At 35.4% G+C, this 19089-nt stretch carries 13 protein-coding genes and 1 riboswitch; of the genes, 9 read left to right on the top strand and 4 right to left on the bottom strand.

From position 1 onward, the window contains the following. Window positions 1-61: 61 nt before the first annotated feature. Window positions 62-808, bottom strand: coding sequence for an electron transfer flavoprotein subunit beta/FixA family protein (locus tag LNP19_RS02610; RefSeq protein WP_230063247.1), 747 nt, complete (start codon window positions 806-808; stop codon window positions 62-64). A gap of 270 nt (window positions 809-1078) precedes the next feature. Between LNP19_RS02610 and LNP19_RS02605 the strand changes: the two genes are divergently transcribed. From LNP19_RS02605 to LNP19_RS02585, 5 genes are all read left to right on the top strand, one after another. Continuing rightward, window positions 1079-2056 carry a pyruvate dehydrogenase complex E1 component subunit beta gene (locus tag LNP19_RS02605; protein WP_230063245.1) on the top strand — a complete coding sequence of 326 codons (978 nt, stop codon included), beginning with the start codon at window positions 1079-1081 and terminating at the stop codon, window positions 2054-2056. A gap of 74 nt (window positions 2057-2130) precedes the next feature. Then, complete coding sequence (locus LNP19_RS02600) at window positions 2131-4617, top strand: DUF5686 and carboxypeptidase-like regulatory domain-containing protein (RefSeq protein ID WP_230063243.1); 2487 nt, start codon at window positions 2131-2133, stop codon at window positions 4615-4617. Between the two features lie 136 nt (window positions 4618-4753). Next, window positions 4754-5356: a DNA-3-methyladenine glycosylase family protein gene (locus LNP19_RS02595; RefSeq protein WP_230063242.1), complete on the top strand. Its 603-nt coding sequence runs from the start codon at window positions 4754-4756 to the stop codon at window positions 5354-5356. A 112-nt stretch (window positions 5357-5468) separates the two neighbouring features. Next, complete coding sequence (locus LNP19_RS02590) at window positions 5469-5999, top strand: inorganic diphosphatase (protein ID WP_230063241.1); 531 nt, start codon at window positions 5469-5471, stop codon at window positions 5997-5999. Between the two features lie 109 nt (window positions 6000-6108). After that, on the top strand, window positions 6109-8574 hold the full coding sequence (locus LNP19_RS02585) for a sodium-translocating pyrophosphatase (RefSeq protein WP_230063240.1): 2466 nt from the start codon (window positions 6109-6111) through the stop codon (window positions 8572-8574). Between the two features lie 93 nt (window positions 8575-8667). On the opposite strand, the gene LNP19_RS02580 is transcribed toward LNP19_RS02585, so the two are convergent. From LNP19_RS02580 to metK, 3 genes are all read right to left on the bottom strand, one after another. Further along, the gene (locus LNP19_RS02580; RefSeq protein WP_230063239.1) at window positions 8668-9282 is read right to left on the bottom strand and encodes a deoxynucleoside kinase; all 615 of its coding nucleotides are present in this window, start codon (window positions 9280-9282) and stop codon (window positions 8668-8670) included. Between the two features lie 215 nt (window positions 9283-9497). Continuing rightward, window positions 9498-11267 carry a DUF4153 domain-containing protein gene (locus tag LNP19_RS02575; RefSeq protein WP_230063238.1) on the bottom strand — a complete coding sequence of 590 codons (1770 nt, stop codon included), beginning with the start codon at window positions 11265-11267 and terminating at the stop codon, window positions 9498-9500. A 126-nt stretch (window positions 11268-11393) separates the two neighbouring features. Next, window positions 11394-12644, bottom strand: a complete 1251-nt coding sequence (metK, locus tag LNP19_RS02570) for a methionine adenosyltransferase (protein ID WP_230063237.1) — start codon at window positions 12642-12644, stop codon at window positions 11394-11396. A 539-nt stretch (window positions 12645-13183) separates the two neighbouring features. On the opposite strand from metK, the gene LNP19_RS02565 reads away from it, so the two are divergent. The 4 genes from LNP19_RS02565 to thrA all read left to right on the top strand — a co-directional run bounded on the left by LNP19_RS02565 (window position 13184) and on the right by thrA (window position 19025). Beyond that, window positions 13184-14458, top strand: coding sequence for an O-acetylhomoserine aminocarboxypropyltransferase/cysteine synthase family protein (locus tag LNP19_RS02565; protein WP_230063236.1), 1275 nt, complete (start codon window positions 13184-13186; stop codon window positions 14456-14458). Between the two features lie 599 nt (window positions 14459-15057). After that, on the top strand, window positions 15058-15261 hold the full coding sequence (locus tag LNP19_RS02560; RefSeq protein WP_230063235.1) for a hypothetical protein: 204 nt from the start codon (window positions 15058-15060) through the stop codon (window positions 15259-15261). Between the two features lie 179 nt (window positions 15262-15440). Continuing rightward, window positions 15441-15547: riboswitch (SAM riboswitch) on the top strand. Between the two features lie 77 nt (window positions 15548-15624). Then, window positions 15625-16587: an alpha/beta fold hydrolase gene (locus LNP19_RS02555; RefSeq protein WP_230063234.1), complete on the top strand. Its 963-nt coding sequence runs from the start codon at window positions 15625-15627 to the stop codon at window positions 16585-16587. Between the two features lie 23 nt (window positions 16588-16610). After that, window positions 16611-19025, top strand: coding sequence for a bifunctional aspartate kinase/homoserine dehydrogenase I (gene thrA / locus LNP19_RS02550; RefSeq protein WP_230063233.1), 2415 nt, complete (start codon window positions 16611-16613; stop codon window positions 19023-19025). Window positions 19026-19089 lie beyond the last annotated feature (64 nt).

Here is a 19089-nt window from a genome sequence, read left to right as displayed (position 1 = left end):
GATGTTGAAGTTTTTGATTTTATTTTGCAAATCAGCAATCAAAAATCTTCATTCAACAATCTTAAATCACTTTCGCTTCGTTGTGTAATAAGTCGATTAATTCGTCTAAATTATCCGGAGAGATTAATTTTACTGCCGATTTAGGAGCTGGTTTTTCAAATTTAACCGCTTTGGTGTTTATTGCTGCTTCGATTGGCTCAACTACAGTTAAAACCTTAGTTCTTGCAGTCATGATTCCTCTCATGTTCGGTATGCGTAAATCTTTCTCTTCAACCAGCCCTTTTTGACCTCCAATAATTAATGGGAGTGTTGTGGAAACGGTTTCTTTACCTCCGTCAATCTCACGCACTGCGGTTACGGCAGTTCCTTCAACAGTAATGTTTGTACAAGAATTCAGGAAGTTGTAACCTAGAATTCCGGCAATCATTCCAGGAATCATTCCGCCATTGTAATCTAATGATTCTTTTCCGGCTATCACTAAGTCGTAATTTCCGTTTTTTATTACTTCGGCAAGTTGTTTTGCTACGAAGAAACCATCAGCAGGATTTGCGTTGACACGAATGGCTTCGTTTGCTCCAATAGCTAATGCTTTTCTTAAAGTAGGTTCTGTTTCTGGACCTCCAACATTGACAACCGTTACCGTTGCTCCTTGTTGTTCTTGGAACCAAATAGCACGAGTCAAACCAAATTCGTCATTAGGATTTATTACATATTGTACGCCGTTGGTATCGAATTCAGAATCACCATTGGTAAAATTAATTTTTGAAGTAGTATCAGGAACATGACTGATGCAAACTAATATTTTCATAGGTATATTTTTTTGATTTTCTAAAAATGCTGTCACAAAAATATAATATTAATTCGAATAATTTACTATGCATGCATAATATTTTAATCAAACTATTACGATTTCGTTGTCTTTTAAGTAATAGCCAGCTTGCTGCGGGATCTTTACTGACAGCGAGATATAGTATAGACATATATAGAAGCCCCGATTATTTTAAACTAATTTATGCTTTAAGTGATTTAAAATATTTATTTTTGCTTTTCGAAAATTATACAGATACAATAATCAAATATGAGAACGATACAATTTAGAGAGGCCATTTGCGAAGCGATGAGTGAAGAAATGCGCCATGATGAGTCCATATACTTAATGGGTGAAGAAGTTGCTGAATATAATGGTGCTTACAAAGCGTCTAAAGGGATGCTTGCCGAATTTGGTGAAAAAAGAGTGATTGATACTCCAATTGCAGAGCTTGGATTTACTGGAATTGCAGTAGGATCAGCAATGAATGGTTGTAGACCGATTGTAGAATATATGACTTTCAACTTCTGTTTGGTTGGTATCGATCAGATTATAAATAATGCTGCAAAGATGCGACAAATGTCTGGTGGGCAATTTAATGTGCCTATTGTTTTCCGTGGGCCAACGGCTTCTGCAGGACAATTAGGAGCAACGCACTCTCAGGCTTTGGAGAACTGGTTTGCTAATACGCCTGGCCTTAAAGTAGTAGTTCCTTCTACTGTTTATGATGCAAAAGGTCTTTTGAAAGCAGCTATTCGTGATAATGATCCGGTTATTTTCATGGAATCAGAACAAATGTATGGTGATAAAGGAGAAGTTCCAGAAGGAGAATACATCATTCCACTTGGTGTTGCTGATATCAAACGTGAAGGAACAGATGTAACCATTGTTTCTTTTGGTAAGATTATAAAAGAAGCTCATATTGCAGCTGACGAATTAGCTAAAGAAGGAATTTCTTGTGAAATTATCGATTTAAGAACCGTTCGTCCTTTGGATCATGAAACAATCTTGACATCGGTTAGGAAAACAAACAGATTAGTGATTCTTGAAGAGGCTTGGCCTTTTGCAAGTGTTGCTTCAGAGATTACTTATGTTGTTCAAGAACGCGCTTTTGATTTTCTTGACGCCCCAATACAAAGAATTACTACCGCTGATACACCAGCACCATATTCTCCAGTATTATTGAAAGAATGGTTGCCAAACGCAGGAGATGTAATAAAAGCAGTAAAAAAAGTAATGTATAAATAATACATACATTTGCCAATACTATTAAGGCTTCATCTTACGTTAGTTTGATGAAGCTTTTTTTTTAAACGAAAATTATGAATAAGAGTCTATTATTGTGTTTGCTTTTTTTATGGACAATTGGTGGAAACCTTTTTGGACAAACAAAAGTGAGCGGTGTTATCGTGGATAAATTGAATCAGCCGATCCCTTTTGCCAATGTTGTATTTAAGGATTCTAACGAAGGTATAGTTTCTAATGAGGACGGTCATTTTTATCTTGAATCTAAAAATACCTATACTGCAGTAATAGTAACTTCGGTTGGTTTCTCCGACAGAGAAATCACTTTGGAAAAGGCTGTTAATTATAATTTGAGAATCCGTTTAAACGAAGCCGAGTCTTTAAACGAAGTCGTAATTTTTACAGGAAAAACTTCTAAAAAAAATAATCCGGCTCTTGATATTCTTCGAAAAATATGGGAGAGAAAGCGCAAAAATGGGCTTTACCAGTTCGATCAATACCAGATGGAGAAGTACGAAAAAGTAGAATTTGACATGAATAGCATTGATAGTGCTTTTATGAAGAAAAAGCTTTTCAAAGGAATGGAGTTTGTGTTCAAACATATTGATACTTCGAGTGTTACCGGAAAAACCTATTTACCTATTTTTATAAACGAGTCTTTATCGGATGTTTATGGGAATAATAAATTAAAGAAGGTAAAAGAGAAGCTAAAGGCCAATAAAAACTCAGGATTCAGTGATAATCAACAAATTTTATCTTTTGTAAAAGATTTGTACTCTGATTATGATATTTACAATAATCACCTGACCTTTTTTGATAAAAGTTTCACTAGTCCGTTGTCAAAGACCGGAATAGACGTTTATAATTACGTTCTTCGGGATAGTGCTTATATTGATAAAAAATGGTGCTATAATATTCTGTTTTATCCAAGACGTAAAAACGAGTTGACTTTTAAAGGCGATTTTTGGGTTAACGATACCACATTTGCGATTAAAAAAATTAATATGGCCGTTACAAAAAGTGCCAATATTAACTGGGTGAAAGACATTTATATCGAGCAGGAGTTTGAAGTGCAAAATGATTCTGTTTTTCTATTAACTCGGGATTATATGATGTCTGATTTTGCTTTGAATAAAAAAGAAGAATCTAAAGGAGTTTATGGAAAACGGACTTCTTTGTATCAAAATCATAAATTCAATATCGAAAAACCCGCTCAATTCTATAAGGAGGAAGTCAATTATATTGATAATGAAGTCTATAATAAATCGGAAGAATATTGGGACGAAAACCGTTTTGAAAATCTAAATAAAGATGAAAAAGGGATTTATAAAATGCTCGATACCTTGCAGACAGTCAAGAAATTCCAGAATTTATATAATTTAGTTTCTATTCTGGGAAGTGGTTATGTACAATTCGGTCATTTCGATTACGGCCCTATCTTTTCTACTTTCGGCTACAATGAAGTCGAGGCAATACGCATTAGGGTAGGAGGAAGAACTTATTTTGGTCCAAATGATCCTTGGAGATTGCAAGGATACACTGCTTATGGATTTGGGGATGATAAATTCAAATACGGACTTTCAGGTAAGTGGATGGTCGACAAGAAAAACAGAATTATAATTTCAGGAGGGAACAGGCGTGATATAGAACAAATAGGCGCAAGTCTCACTACTACAAATGATGTTTTGGGCAGAAGTTTTGCTTCTTCGTCACTGTTTTCTACAGGAAGTAATGGAAAACTGACCAATATTAATCTGAGTAATTTGGGAGTTGAAATAGAGCCAATCAAGAACTTGACTTTTCAAACCGGATTTTCGTATCGAACTTTAGAGTCGGCTTCGAATACATTTAGCTTGGATTATTACACTGATAATACGTATACAACGACCAAAAGCGATGTAAAACAATCAGAAATCAACTTTCAGATCGAATATACTCCCAACCGAAAAACCATTGGATATGGAGTAGAAAGGAATAATGTTGATAGTCCTTTTAGCCGATTTTATGTGAATTACAGTCATGGTTTCAAAGGTTTACTAGATAGTGATTTCAAATACGAAAAAATCCAATTGTATTACAAACAGCCTATTATCATAGGGCCTTTGGGCCGTACTAATGTGATTATGGAAGTGGGTAAAACCTTTGGCACCATTCCTTTGGGGTTAATGAATGTTATTCCGGGAAATCAGACTTATTTTACGATTGAGAACACTTTTAGCAATCTTAATTTTTACGAGTTTGTAACGGATCAATATGCCATGTTGCAGTGGGATCATAATTTTGGAGGGCGTTTGTTGTCAAGAATTCCATTTATGAGAAAGCTCAATTGGCGAGAAATTATTGGCGCAAAAGCCGTTTACGGAACCGCATCAGATGCCAATAGAGCCATTAATGCATCGAGATTAGTTTATAACGCACCCGAAGATGTATACTGGGAATACAGTGCGGGAATCGGAAATATTTTCAAAGTTCTGCGTATTGATTTTGCTTGGAGAGGAAATTATTTGAATACGCCAGACACCCAGCGTTTTTCTGTAAAAGGATCTTTTGGGTTTTATTTCTAGGAGCTATTTCCAGCTATTCGTTTCAATATTTTCCTTTTTTATTAAAAAAAGGAAAAGGATTTACACTGCAAACGAAGTTCACTGAACACCTATTAAAATAGATATTAAGTGAAGTAATCTGGGCTAAAAAAAGAACATGCAAGAAGCTATAGAATATCTTTTAGAAAAAGAGTCAGTTTTCAGCTTGATAATTGAAAAATATGGCCTGCCCGTAATTCCCAAAAGACCACAAGGTTTTGGGACTTTAGTTTTGCTGATTTTAGAGCAGCAAGTTTCTATTGATTCTGCCAAGGCTGCTTTTTTGAAATTAAAAGCAGCAGCAAAAAAGGTTGAACCGGAGATTCTTTTAAATATATCCGATGAAGAGTTTAGATCCGTTGGCGTAAGCCGACAAAAAACAGCTTATATTAAAGCATTAGCCTTGGCGGTTGTGAATAAGGAAATCAATTTAGAGAGTCTGGCCAATAAGCCTGCTCAACAGGTTCGAGAAGAACTTATCAGGATTAAAGGAATTGGCAACTGGACCATTGATATTTATTTAATGTTTTGCCTTGAGGAGCCGGATTTATTGCCACTGGGAGATATAGCCATAATTAATACCATAAAAGAGCTACTCAATATCCATGAAAAAGAAGCCATGGCAGCACGAGCCGTAAAATGGAGCCCGTATCGTTCGTATGCTACTTTTATTTTATGGCATTATTATTTAAAAAAAAGAGGAAGGACAATTTCATACTAATAAATAGTAAAGCTTTTGTTTTCTTGCGTTTTATGACGGATTATTCTTGTGGTGAATGGGTTTTTAAACTACTTTTGCACTCGCATAAATAGAATTTAAGACATACGATAAAATGACTGCAGACAAATTAAAAACTTTCGATGTATTAATCGAAATCCCAAGAGGGAGTAGAAATAAATACGAATACGATTTTGAAATTAAAAGAATGCGTTTCGATAGAATGTTGTTCTCTTCAATGATGTATCCGGCCGATTATGGTTTTATACCAGAAACTCTTGCATTAGATGGAGACCCTTTGGATGTATTGGTTTTAGTAAATGAGCCTACTTTTCCTGGATGTGTAATGGAAGTAAAGCCTATCGGGGTTTTCCATATGGCAGATGATAAAGGACCAGATGAGAAAGTTATCTGTGTGCCGGTTTCTGATCCAATCTGGAATAAATTGGAAAATCTATCCGATATGAATCCGCATTTATTGAAAGAAATCGAACATTTCTTCCAAGTATATAAGGATCTTGAAAACAAAACTGTCGATGTAGGTGGTTGGGGAGATAGAGACGAAGCCTATGCAATTTTGAAAGCATGTACGGAGCGTTTTGATCAAATAGAAAATAAACCAGAAGGCTTATTTAGCATTAAATAATCTTTTTCAAATATCTTAAAAAAAGCAATATTCTGTAAGAATATTGCTTTTTTTGTTTAAATTCGTTTTTCTATACTATTGATTATTAACCAAAAACCAAAACGAATTTATGAATACAATGATGATTTATTTGCCAATAGTCATGGCAATTGTAGGGCTTCTTTTTATGTGGGTTAAAAGAACTTGGGTTTTAAAACAAGATGCCGGAGACGGAAAGATGAAAGAGATTTCAGATCACATCTATGAAGGAGCGCTTGCTTTCTTGAAAGCCGAATATAGATTGTTAGCCGTTTTTGTACTTTTAGCGAGTATCGTTTTAGCAGGGATTACATTTATTGAGGGAGTTAAAACACATCTTTTAATAGTAGTAGCTTTTGTTTTTGGTGCTTTTTTCTCGGCTCTTGCCGGAAATATGGGTATGAAGATAGCAACAAAAACTAATGTTAGAACAACTCAAGCCGCCCGTACGAGTTTACCTCAGGCATTAAAAGTCTCTTTTGGTGGTGGAACGGTGATGGGATTGGGTGTTGCAGGTTTGGCTGTTCTGGGTTTAACCTCCTTTTTTATATTCTTTTTTCACTTTTTTATGAACGGAAGCTGGACTTCTACCGAAGACATGACCGTTGTACTGGAAACATTGGCAGGCTTTTCTCTTGGAGCAGAGTCTATCGCCTTATTTGCCCGTGTTGGTGGTGGGATTTATACAAAAGCCGCTGACGTAGGTGCTGATTTAGTGGGTAAAGTCGAAGCGGGTATTCCTGAGGATGATCCTCGTAATCCGGCGACGATTGCGGATAATGTTGGGGATAATGTTGGGGATGTGGCTGGAATGGGAGCGGATTTATTTGGTTCTTATGTAGCTACGGTATTGGCGGCCATGGTTCTTGGGAATTATGTTATTAAAGACATGGGCGGAAATATTCAAGATGCTTTTGGAGGGATAGGTCCTATTTTATTGCCAATGGCTATTGCCGGTTTTGGAATTTTATTTTCTGTTATAGGAACCATGCTTGTGAAAATTACCGATGAAAATGCAAAAGAAGCGCAAGTGCAAAAAGCATTGAATGTAGGGAACTGGGTTTCTATTATATTAACAGCTATTGCTTGTTTTTTCTTAGTGCAATATATGTTACCAGAAACCATGAAAATGGAATTTTTCGGAGAGGGAAGTCAAGACATTTCATCGATGAGGGTTTTTTATGCCACAATTGTTGGTTTAGTTGTGGGTGGCGTGATCTCATCGGTTACGGAATATTATACCGGATTAGGCACAAAACCGGTTATGGCAATTGTTCAAAAATCGAGTACAGGAGCAGGAACTAATGTAATTGCAGGTTTAGCGACCGGAATGATTTCAACTTTTCCAACGGTATTATTGTTCGCTGCAGCAATTTGGACTTCTTATGCCTTTGCAGGATTTTACGGTGTGGCATTAGCGGCTTCGGCAATGATGGCAACAACGGCAATGCAATTAGCAATTGATGCTTTTGGGCCAATATCAGATAATGCAGGAGGAATTGCCGAAATGAGTGAATTGCCAAAAGAAGTGCGTACAAGAACAGATATTTTGGATTCTGTGGGGAATACAACTGCAGCAACCGGAAAAGGATTTGCGATAGCTTCGGCAGCATTGACCTCGTTGGCTTTGTTTGCGGCTTATGTAACTTTTACAGGAATCGACGGAATTAATATTTTTAAAGCACCGGTTCTAGCCATGTTATTTGTAGGCGGAATGATTCCGGTGGTTTTTTCGGCCTTAGCCATGAATTCTGTAGGAAAAGCAGCGATGGATATGGTATATGAAGTGCGTCGTCAGTTTAAAGAAATTCCTGGAATTATGGAAGGAACCGGGAAACCGGAATATGCAAAATGTGTTGACATTTCCACAAAAGCAGCCTTACGAGAAATGATGTTGCCGGGAATTTTAACAATTGGTTTTCCAATTGCGATTGTTCTTTTGGGTAAATTGGTTTACGGAGAAAACAATCAATTAATAGCCGAAATGTTAGGTGGATATATGGCAGGTGTTACTGTTTCGGGAGTGCTTTGGGCGGTGTTTCAAAACAATGCGGGAGGAGCTTGGGATAATGCCAAAAAATCATTTGAAGCAGGTGTAATGATCAACGGCGAAATGACTTATAAAGGATCAGATGCGCATAAGGCTGCCGTAACAGGAGATACTGTTGGTGATCCATTCAAGGATACTTCGGGGCCGTCGATGAATATTTTGATTAAACTGACCTGTTTGATTGGATTGGTTATGGCACCTATCTTAGGAAACGGAAGCCATACTATTTCTGATAAAGCTTCTTGTTGCGTTTCTTCAGGGACATGTCATTCGATGTCTAAAGAAGAATGTATAGCTAATGGATGTAACAGTAAATCGTGCAAATATATGAATTCAGGTAATATGATGACTGAGACTGTTTCTAAAGAAGTTTCTATCGAAAAAATAAATACTGATGGAAAGGTGAAGGCGACAGTCAAAACAACTACCAATGGAAAATCTGAGGTTCAAGTTTTTGAAGGAACGGAAGCTGAGGTTCGGGCCAAAATTGATGGCTTGAAGAATTGATTTAACTTGATTGTAAAGAAAATGCCTCACTTTCGTGGGGCATTTTTATTTTTTAAAGAGTTTTTGCTTCTTTTTTAGGAATGGATATAAGGATTAAAATAATCCGTTTATCTCTGCGTCTATTCTGCTGATGATGTTTCCTAAGTCTTCGGGTTTATCAACAAAATTGATGTTGTCTACATCAATAATAAGCAATTTTCCTCTGTCGTAAGTATGGATCCATGCTTCGTAGCGCTCATTTAAACGGCTTAGATAATCAATGGAAATAGTAGATTCGTATTCTCGACCACGCTTGTGAATTTGTCCCACAAGATTTGGGATAGAGCTTCTTAAATAGATTAACAAATCGGGCGCTTTAACCGTAGATTCCATCAATTCAAAAAGAGAAGAATAATTCTGGAAATCCCGATTGGTCATCAGTCCCATCGAATAAAGATTGGGCGCAAAAATATGAGCATCTTCATAAATCGTTCTGTCCTGAATGATTTTTTTACCGCTTTCGCGAATTTGCATCACTTGGCGAAAGCGACTGTTCAAGAAGTAGATTTGTAAATTAAAAGACCAACGCTCCATTTGGTGATAGAAATCATCCAAATAAGGATTGTCTACCACGTCTTCAAAATGAGGCTCCCATTTGAAATGTTTTGCTAATAAACGCGTTAAAGTTGTTTTACCTGAACCTATATTCCCTGCTACTGCTATGTGCATTACGCTGTTATGATTTTATAATTTGTAATTTCTTCAATTGTAAAAATAGATAAAATTTAGGCTTTGTAGTGGAATTTTTTAAAATTAACATTTCAATTATTAGGTGTTGAATATGAACTTCAAAAACCAAAATAGAATCTATAATGATGCTGTTTTTTGTGCTGACAATGAAAAAAGTTCTTTGGAATCAGAGAACTTTACTTTTTATTGTGCTTTCAGTTTTTTATTCGGACTAATACATCGATTAGGAACTGGTCTATTTTTTTAGTTTTACCTTCTCTTTTCCCGCTCATATTGCGATAACTAAGTAGAATGGAATAGTTGTTGGATTCTATTTTTTGTATGATTTTTTCACTTGAATGGTTTTTTTCAAAAGCGGGATTGTTATTAACAAAATCTACAATTCTAAACGGAATAGTGTCTTGGTTGATTTGTAAATCCAGTCCGTATTCTCTCTTGGTAGATTGTATTGTGTAAGTTGTTTGGTCAATTTTTATACAATCAAAACATTCTAAATTTGAATTATCAGAAATGGAGAATGAAAAATCATAGCCATGAATGTTTTTTATAGTGAAGTCATTATCGTTATAAAAGGTGTAATAAAAAGCAGTTTTATTGTCGGACTGATTTTCATATTTAGAACGGTATTCTAAGCCTAATGCTTTCATAATCTGTGTAGAATTAGGTGATTTGTCTTTTTTAAGCAAGGCGCTTAATTTGTCTTTTGTATAAGGAATCAATATTTCTGTTGAATAATTATCTTCTAAAAAATCGACGATACTGCTTAAATCTTGCTCTTCTTTATAAGTAAGTTTTTGCTTTTCGGTCTTTTGCATGTAGGACTCAAACCTCGAGAGTTGGCTGTTTTTCGAAATCGTGTCGGCGCTTTGCGGGCCTATTATCGAGAATAATGCCGCTAAGCACATACTAATAGGAATGAATTTTATTTTAGGTTGGTTTTGAATTATAAAATAACCCACAACTACGGTCAGCCAGATGGATAGTAGCAATACATAATAACGTTCATGGGTAAATCCATAGAGGTGTATGCGGTACAATATTGCCCAGAAAAGGAGCCCTAATAATGGAACCAGCAGATAATAAAACCATCTGTTGAAGTTTCGTATCCAAAGATTTTCGGTGTTTTTTGCAATAGGAAGAACTAATAGAAAAGAGAGAATGCCAAAGATGGCAAAAACTAACACTAAGTTAGAGACCCAGCCTATAGGCAAGGAAAAGGTGATTAATATTTTGGCTTCGTAAGAAATTAAAATGACTAAATAGATGCTTATTAGTGGCAGTAAAACATATTGGGTGAAGTTCTTAAGGCCTTTTGGATAATTAAGAACTAGTGGTGTTTTTTCATTGTTAGTGTCAGGAACTCCAGACAAAAAGAAGATTGTATTAAAAGTACCGCCAATGATAAAAAACAAATGGATGTAGATGTTATTGTAAAAATTAACATTAAAAAGATTGGCAACAGCCAAGATGGCTAGCGCTAAGCCGCCAAAAAGTACAGCGCTATATAAGCCAGAGGTCAAAATGCGTAAAAAAAGCTGTTTGTTGAATTCCCAAAATGCGTCTTGATTGTAAGCTCTTGGAAGAAAACCGGAAAAGGAAACCAGTAAATGGATTGCGATATTGAGAACAAAATAGTTCAAAAACTCAATTGTTGTTATTTTCTCAGAAAAGCTAAAGATAAAAACACTGACTAAGCCAGCAAGGATCAAACTGATCAAGAATCGCATCCAGATTTCTATTTTTCTTGCTGAAGAATACAAACTAACCGAGAGGAAAAGTACTAGACCTAAAGTGCAACACATGATTGCTTTTACATAGAAATTTTCTTGGATGTCGTTTTTCTCTTCTGAGAGTAAAATGGCAAAAACGGTTCCAAAAATCGCTGTTAATGATTCTAAAGGAAATCGAGAGAGTGTTTCTTTTGCTTTATTTAAAATACTTCGCAATGTTGGAAATTCAGCCATAATTTTAAGTAGGTTAATTTGTACTAAGTAAGTGATATTATAGCATATTACCAAACAAAAACCCCGAAGTCTGTAATTGCAGACTTCGGGGTTTAAAATTTGAAATTGAAAAGCTAAGATTATAAATTACAATCCAAAAGCGGTTTTAACTTGGTCAACAAAATCTAATTTTTCCCAAGTGAATAACTCAACATCAACTGTTTTTGTTAATCCTCCGGGAGCAGAGAATGTTTTTGTAACGGTTTCTGGCGTGCGTCCCATGTGTCCGTAAGCAGCCGTTTCGCTGTAAATAGGGTTTCTTAATTTCAAACGTTGCTCGATAAAGTAAGGGCGCATATCGAAGATAGCTTCTACTTTTTTGGCAATTTCACCATTGGTTAAGTTTACTTTTGATGTTCCGTAAGTATCAATGAAGATTCCCATTGGTTTTGCAACACCAATAGCATAAGAAACCTGAACCAAAATTTCATCAGCAATTCCAGCAGCGACTAAGTTTTTAGCGATATGACGTGTAGCATAAGCTGCGCTTCTGTCCACTTTAGATGGGTCTTTTCCAGAGAAAGCACCACCGCCGTGAGCGCCTTTTCCACCGTAAGTATCCACAATGATTTTTCTTCCTGTTAATCCCGTATCTCCGTGAGGACCTCCAATTACAAATTTCCCCGTTGGGTTGATGTGGTATTGGATTTTATCATTAAATAAGTGGGCTTGTTTAGGATTTTTTGCAATGATTCTTGGAATCAATATTTCGATGATGTCTTTTTTGATTTTTGCAAGCATAGTAGCTTCTTCGTCAAAATCATCGTGTTGTGTCGAAATTACAATCGCGTCAATACGAGTTGGTTTATTATCGTCACTGTATTCTAAAGTTACCTGAGATTTAGCGTCTGGACGTAAATAAGTAATCTCCTTATTCTCACGTCTTAAAATGGCTAATTCCTGTAATAATTTATGAGATAAATCAAGTGCCAAGGGCATATAACTATCCGTTTCGTTTGTTGCATAGCCAAACATCATTCCTTGGTCACCAGCTCCTTGTTCTTCAGGATTAGGTCTGTCAACTCCTTGGTTTATGTCAGCAGATTGCTCGTGAATTGCAGAAAGAATTCCACAAGAATTAGCTTCAAACATATATTCACTTTTTGTATAACCAATTTTTTTGATTACTTCACGAGCGATTTGTTGTACGTCTAGGTAAGTATTTGATTTTACTTCTCCGGCCAAAATTACCTGTCCAGTTGTAACCAGAGTCTCACAAGCCACTTTTGATTCCGGGTCAAATGCTAAAAAGTTATCAATTAATGCGTCCGAAATTTGATCTGCAATTTTGTCTGGATGTCCTTCGCTTACAGATTCTGACGTAAATAAATAGGCCATAATAATTATAGTTTAAAATTAAGCGAGGAAAAAAAGTTGCTAAAAAATGCTAAAGAAGAGTTTCTGCTTTAGCATTTTTTCTACTGAAAAATGTTCAGTATTCATAACGAATTTGTTTCATTATGAAGAGGTTGCAATCAGTTCAAATTTTTCCTCTTGTATTCGGGTGCAAATGTATGAAACCATTTTGAATTGCAAATTAAACTTCACTATTTTTTAAATTAAAATATTCAGATTGTAAATTCAATCGGTGTAAAGTTAAAAACAACAAATAAGTTAAAAAATGTTAATTGGCCTATAATTGTTTGTTTATTTAAAATTTAGTTTGCAATTTTGGATTTCAAATATAAAAGATGAAGTTTACAAAGTGCATGATGGTCAATATGTTTCAGGAAAATTCCTGCGGGTACCCTATTGCTTAAACTAAAATAATTAAGATTCAGCAAAGCCTCCCGATTTATTGGGAGGTTTTTTTTTAGTCCAAATTCAAAATTCACATTTTACAGAATGAACTATTAACTAAATAACACTATAAAACAATGAGCACACAAAATTTTGCAACCAAAGCTTTACATGCAGGGCATGATGTTACACAACACGCAGGAACTAGGGCAGTACCTATATATCAGACATCTTCTTATGTATTTAATAATTCAGAGCACGCAGCTAATTTATTTGGCCTAGCTGAGGCAGGTTATATTTATACCAGATTAAATAATCCAACCAATGATATTCTGGAGCAGCGACTGGCAGCTTTAGAAGGAGGAATTGGAGCCGTGGTTACTGCATCAGGAACAGCGGCTATCACAACGGCTTTGCTTGTTTTGCTTAAGACGGGAGACCATATTGTAGCCTCTAATAGCTTGTATGGTGGAACGTACAATTTGCTAAGCGTTACTTTACCTCGACTTGGGATCACAACCACTTTTGTAGATCCTTCAGACCCTGCAAATTTTACTAAGGCAGCCCAAGAAAACACAAAGGTGTTTTTTGCGGAATCTTTAGGAAATCCTAAGTTAGATGTTTTGGATTTGAAAGCGATTTCTAAAGAGGCGAAAGCATCGAAAGTACCTTTTATTGTAGATAACACTGTTGCATCGCCTTATTTATTAAATCCGATTGAACATGGTGCTAATATTGTGATTCACTCTTTGACAAAATATATCGCCGGAAACGGAACTTCATTAGGAGGAGCTATTATAGATGCAGGAACTTTTGATTGGAGCAGTGGTCGTTTTCCTGAATTTACCGAGCCTAATGCGGGTTATCATGGTTTGGTTTATCATGAAGCTTTAGGAGCTGCAGCCTTTATCGCCAGAGTGAGAATCGAAGGTTTACGCGATTATGGAGCGGCTTTGAGTCCTTTTAATGCATTTCAAATTATCCAAGGTTTAGAGACTTTGCCGCTTCGTGTTCATAAACACAGCGAAAACGGCTTGGCTTTGGCACAATGGTTAGAAAATCAAGAAGCGGTGGCTTGGGTAAATTATCCGGGATTAAAGTCAAGTAAATATCATGATTTGGCAAAAGCGTATTTACCAAAAGGACAAAATGGCTTATTAACATTTGGTTTAAAAGGCGGTTTTGAAGCTGCTAAGAAAGTGGCCGATGAAACCAAGTTGTTTTCTCTGTTAGCTAATATTGGAGATACAAAGTCTTTAATCATCCACCCTGCCAGTACAACCCACCAACAATTATCAGCAGAGCAGCAAGTTGCTTCTGGCGTTAGTCATGATTTGATTCGCCTTTCAGTAGGTTTGGAAGATATCGAGGATTTAAAAGCAGATTTGAAAGCTGTTTTTGAGAGTTTGTAGTAAAAGCCGAATCGATTCTGTATAATTGAAGAAAGGATCTATTTCTTGAGAAATAAGACTTGAAGTTAAACGGTCAATTTGGTATTTATTGGTCTAGATGTTAAGCATTTGTTATGGGTCTGTTAATTAGATGAGTAAAAAGTATTTTTTCTAATAAAAGAACGTTAAAATGCCTTAAATCATTTGGAAAATAAAGAAAAAATAACCATATTTGTTACATCAAGAAAAACAAAAAATGAATTTTAAGATTTGCAAAAAGGTTAAAAATATTTCGGAGGAATCTGCCGGGTTGTAACTACATTTAATTTACACACCATATAGCAAAAGCCTCCCAATAGTAAATAAATTGGGAGGCTTTTTAATTTGAATAAATTTTGATAAAATACAAGATGAATAATTACGTCATTAAAAATAGTAAATCGCTGTCTGCAAAGTTTTTTGCAAAAGGATGCTGATTTCCAAAAGTTAGGAGTAGATATTACTTTAACCCTTTTGGTATTTTGTCCAAAAGGGTTTTTTTATAATCGTTAACTAGTCATCAGGAATAAAGAAAAACAACAAACACTAAAATAAAATAAGAATCTAAAATAACAAACAAAATGAGCACAACAAACACATTTAGAAAAAGATTTAATTTCTTCAGGAATTTATGGCCAAATAGAAATAAAATTAATTTATCAAATAACGACTTAGTTAATTCAAGAGTTGGAATGGACCCAACGGATGAAAATGGCTTTAAAAAACAGTCTAATTTATTACAAGTCTTAATGTATTCAAAAGAGAATGATACCCTTTTCATATAACGGGCTTTCCCTTTTTTTGATAGGAACTTAACCGCAAGTAATTTCTGGATAGCAATGTTCAGTATTGTCTTGCGTTTTTGTGTTTGTACTATTTTAAGAATAAAATCTAAAGCATTAATGTTTGCATATTAACAAAAAATGTAGTTAATTTGCGCCAATAAGTTCACAAACGTACTGAAATGTTATAAAGAAAGGCAGAGGGATTAGACCCAATGAAGCCTTAGCAACCCTTCGAGAAATCGAAGAAGGTGCTGCATTCTACCACACTCAAGTGGAAAGATAACAACAAGAATTCTTCTAGTTTATTTCTAGCTTTTTCTTTCTAATATTTCCAGACAAATCAAAATTTTAAAAGATTTGAAATTGGAAAATAAACTCAATCCTGTTACCATAAAAAATTTCACCACCGAAAGTGGCGTTCTTTATCCTGCCATAAACTTAACTTTTGAGGTTTTTGGACCAACGTTAAATACTGCCCCAATCGTTTTGGTCAACCACGCCTTAACCGGAAATTCCAGCGTTGTAGGAATAGATGGCTGGTGGAATGATTTAATTGGGGACAATAAAACCATAGACACCAATAAATACACCATAATTGCTTTTAACATACCGGGCAATGGTTATGATGAAACTATTATAGATAATTATTTGGATTTTAAGGCCAGAGACATCGCTAGATTGTTTATTCAAGGGCTTCAGTTTTTAAAAATTGATCAATTGTATGCTTTAATTGGCGGTTCAGTTGGTGGCGGAATTGCTTGGGAAATGGTCGCTTTGGAACCAAAAATCACCAAGCATTTGATTCCTATTGCGACCGATTGGAAATCGACTGACTGGTTGATTGCCAATTGTTTTTTACAAGAACAAATATTAAATAATTCCAGTAAACCTATCGAGGACGCCAGAACACACGCCATGTTGTGTTACCGCACGCCTGAATCTTTCAAAGAAAAATTTCAAAGAACCAAAAACGAAGAATTAGCCATTTTTAATGTCGAAAGCTGGCTGCTTCATCATGGAGAAAAACTACAAAAAAGATTTCAGCTGTCATCTTATAAAATGATGAACCAATTGCTTAAAACAATTGATGTTAGCAGAGGAACAGCTTCATTTGAGATTTTGGCTTCCAGAATCGAAGCTTCCGTTCACATTATAGGGATTGATTCAGATTTGTTTTTTACAGCAAAAGAAAATAAAGAAACCTATCAGCAATTAAAGAAACTTAATCTAGAAGTTTCTTATCAGGAAATTAAATCAGTACACGGGCACGACGCCTTTTTGATTGAATACGAACAATTAAATAATTTACTTGCCGATATTTTTTAATGGCAATAATAAAATAGAATAAAATGAAAATATTAAAATTTGGAGGAAAATCACTATCGAACGGTGAAGGAATAAGTAAAGTTGTTTCAATTATTGTTGACAAAGTAAATCAAGGAGAACAAATTGCTGTGGTTGTATCAGCTCGCGGAAATGCAACTGACGAATTAGAAGAGATTCTAAAATTGGCTTCTAAAAATGGAGATTATAAAGCATTATTTGAAGATTTTAAAAAATACCAAAACGGAGATTATCCAGAAGTTGATTTGTCAGAAGAATTTCAAGTATTGGAAAAACTTTTTGAGGGAATTAGCCTGATTGGAGATTATAGCACTAAAATAAAAGATCAGGTTCTTTCTAAGGGCGAATTGATTTCGGCAAAATTATTGACCGCAATCTTAGTTTCACAGGGTGTAAAGGCTCATTTTACAGATTCTAGAGTTTTACTGAAAACAGATTCTAAATTTGGTGATGCGCAACCTTTAGAACAACTTTCGAAGAAAAATGTGATCCAACACTTTAAGGAAAACAATGGGACAACAGTAAATATTGTTACCGGTTTTATTGGTTCAAATAACAACAATGATACGACGACTTTAGGGAGAAATGGCAGTAATTACACCGCTTCGTTGCTGGCTAATTATTTGGATGCCGAAGAACTTCAGAATTATACCCATGTGGATGGAATTTACACTGCTAATCCGGATTTGGTTTTGGATGCCAAGAAAATTGATCATCTGACTTTTAACGAAGCCAATGAGTTGGCTAATTTTGGTGCGACAATATTACATGCCAAAACGATTATTCCTTTATTGGAAAAGAACATTCCACTTCGTATTTTGAACACTTTCAATCACGAAAATAAAGGAACGCTAATCACCTCTAATTCTAATAAAGAAGGAATCAAAACACTTTCGGTACTAGAGAATGTGGCTTTGGTAAATCTAGAAGGACGCGGATTGTTAGGGAAAACAGGAGTCGATGCCCGAATTTTCAGAGTCATGGGAGATAATGATATTAGCGTAAGTATCATATCACAAGGATCATCTGAAAGAGGAATTGGGTTAGTGGTTGCCGCTGATAAAGCAACAAAGGCGATGATTGAGCTCGAAAAAGAATTTGAAAATGATTTTTATTCGAAGGATGTCAATAAAATTACGGTAACTGATAATGTTTCGGTAATTTCAATTATTGGACAAGATTTGAGTACGTTTCACAAGCCTTACACCGCCTTGATAAAAAATAAAATTGTTCCAATACTTTTCAATAATACGGTAACGGGCAAGAATGTGAGTTTGGTGGTTTACAAACACCAATTGAACAAAGCGTTGAACGTTATTCACGGGGAAATTTTTGGGGTTTCAAAGAAAATCAATATTGCTGTTTTTGGTCATGGTTTAGTGGGAGGAACCCTAATTAATCAAATATTAGAGTCTGCCGAAACGATTGAGAAAAGAAAAGGAATTAAATTGAATGTTTTTGCAATTGCCAATTCTAAGAATATCCTTTTGAATAAAAATGGAGTGTCTCCAAATTGGAAAAATGAAATACAAACTAACGGCTTTTCGTATTCAATTGATGATGTGATCGCTTATGCAAATGAGCACCATTTAGAGAATTTAATTGCAATAGATAATACGGCCAGTGCCGCATTTGTCGAAAATTATATTCCATTGGTAGAAAGTAGTTTTGACTTGATTTCTTCGAATAAAGTGGCCAATACCTTGAGTTACGGTTTTTATAAAGAACTAAGAAAAGCCTTGGCTGACAATCAGAAAAATTATTTGTATGAAACCAATGTGGGCGCCGGATTACCATTAATTGATACGATAAAATTATTGCATCTTTCGGGCGAAAACATCACTAAAATCAAAGGCGTGTTTTCAGGAACTTTGAGTTATTTATTCAATAATTTTTCTGCCAAGGATGTTCCATTCAGCGAAATATTGAAAGAGGCAATTGATAACGGATACACCGAACCAGATCCAAGAGAAGATTTATGTGGGAATGATGTGGGTAGAAAATTATTGATTTTGGCAAGAGAATTGGATTTGCAAAATGAATTTGAAGAAATTGAAATTCAGAATTTGATTCCAGAACATTTACGCGAAGGAAATGTTTCTGATTTTTTAAATAAATTGAAAGAATTTGATCCTATTTATGATAAAATAAAGAGCGAGCAAGAACCCAACCATGTTTTGAGATACATTGGCGAGTTGTCAGGAGATTTACAACATGATAAGGGAATACTCGAAGTAAAATTAGTTTCCGTACCTTCGGATACCGCTTTGGGAGGATTGAAAGGATCGGATTCTTTCTTCGAAATTTATACGGAATCATACGGTGATCGACCAATTGTGATTCAAGGTGCCGGAGCCGGATCAGCAGTAACGGCCAGAGGAGTTTTTGGAGATATTTTGAGATTGTCAGATAAGGGATAAATCCCCCTTGCCCCCGAAGGGGGAATAATATAGGACTTTTATTAAAATTAATTAAAAAAGGGAC

Origin of the sequence: Flavobacterium acetivorans (assembly GCF_020911885.1) — a bacterium.
In the GTDB taxonomy this organism is placed as follows: Bacteria; Bacteroidota; Bacteroidia; order Flavobacteriales; family Flavobacteriaceae; genus Flavobacterium; species Flavobacterium acetivorans.
Note: the sequence above shows the minus strand (reverse complement) of the source record. Positions and strands in the feature narration are given on the sequence as shown.

Excerpts from the sequence above, each read along its gene's own strand:
- LNP19_RS02610 (WP_230063247.1), bottom strand. The coding sequence starts at position 808 with ATGAAAATATTAGTTTGCATCAGTCATGTTCCTGATACTACTTCAAAA.
- LNP19_RS02605 (WP_230063245.1), top strand. The coding sequence starts at position 1,079 with ATGAGAACGATACAATTTAGAGAGGCCATTTGCGAAGCGATGAGTGAA.
- LNP19_RS02600 (WP_230063243.1), top strand. The coding sequence starts at position 2,131 with ATGAATAAGAGTCTATTATTGTGTTTGCTTTTTTTATGGACAATTGGT.
- LNP19_RS02595 (WP_230063242.1), top strand. The coding sequence starts at position 4,754 with ATGCAAGAAGCTATAGAATATCTTTTAGAAAAAGAGTCAGTTTTCAGC.
- LNP19_RS02590 (WP_230063241.1), top strand. The coding sequence starts at position 5,469 with ATGACTGCAGACAAATTAAAAACTTTCGATGTATTAATCGAAATCCCA.
- LNP19_RS02585 (WP_230063240.1), top strand. The coding sequence starts at position 6,109 with ATGAATACAATGATGATTTATTTGCCAATAGTCATGGCAATTGTAGGG.
- LNP19_RS02580 (WP_230063239.1), bottom strand. The coding sequence starts at position 9,282 with ATGCACATAGCAGTAGCAGGGAATATAGGTTCAGGTAAAACAACTTTA.
- LNP19_RS02575 (WP_230063238.1), bottom strand. The coding sequence starts at position 11,267 with ATGGCTGAATTTCCAACATTGCGAAGTATTTTAAATAAAGCAAAAGAA.
- metK (WP_230063237.1), bottom strand. The coding sequence starts at position 12,644 with ATGGCCTATTTATTTACGTCAGAATCTGTAAGCGAAGGACATCCAGAC.
- LNP19_RS02565 (WP_230063236.1), top strand. The coding sequence starts at position 13,184 with ATGAGCACACAAAATTTTGCAACCAAAGCTTTACATGCAGGGCATGAT.
- LNP19_RS02560 (WP_230063235.1), top strand. The coding sequence starts at position 15,058 with ATGAGCACAACAAACACATTTAGAAAAAGATTTAATTTCTTCAGGAAT.
- thrA (WP_230063233.1), top strand. The coding sequence starts at position 16,611 with ATGAAAATATTAAAATTTGGAGGAAAATCACTATCGAACGGTGAAGGA.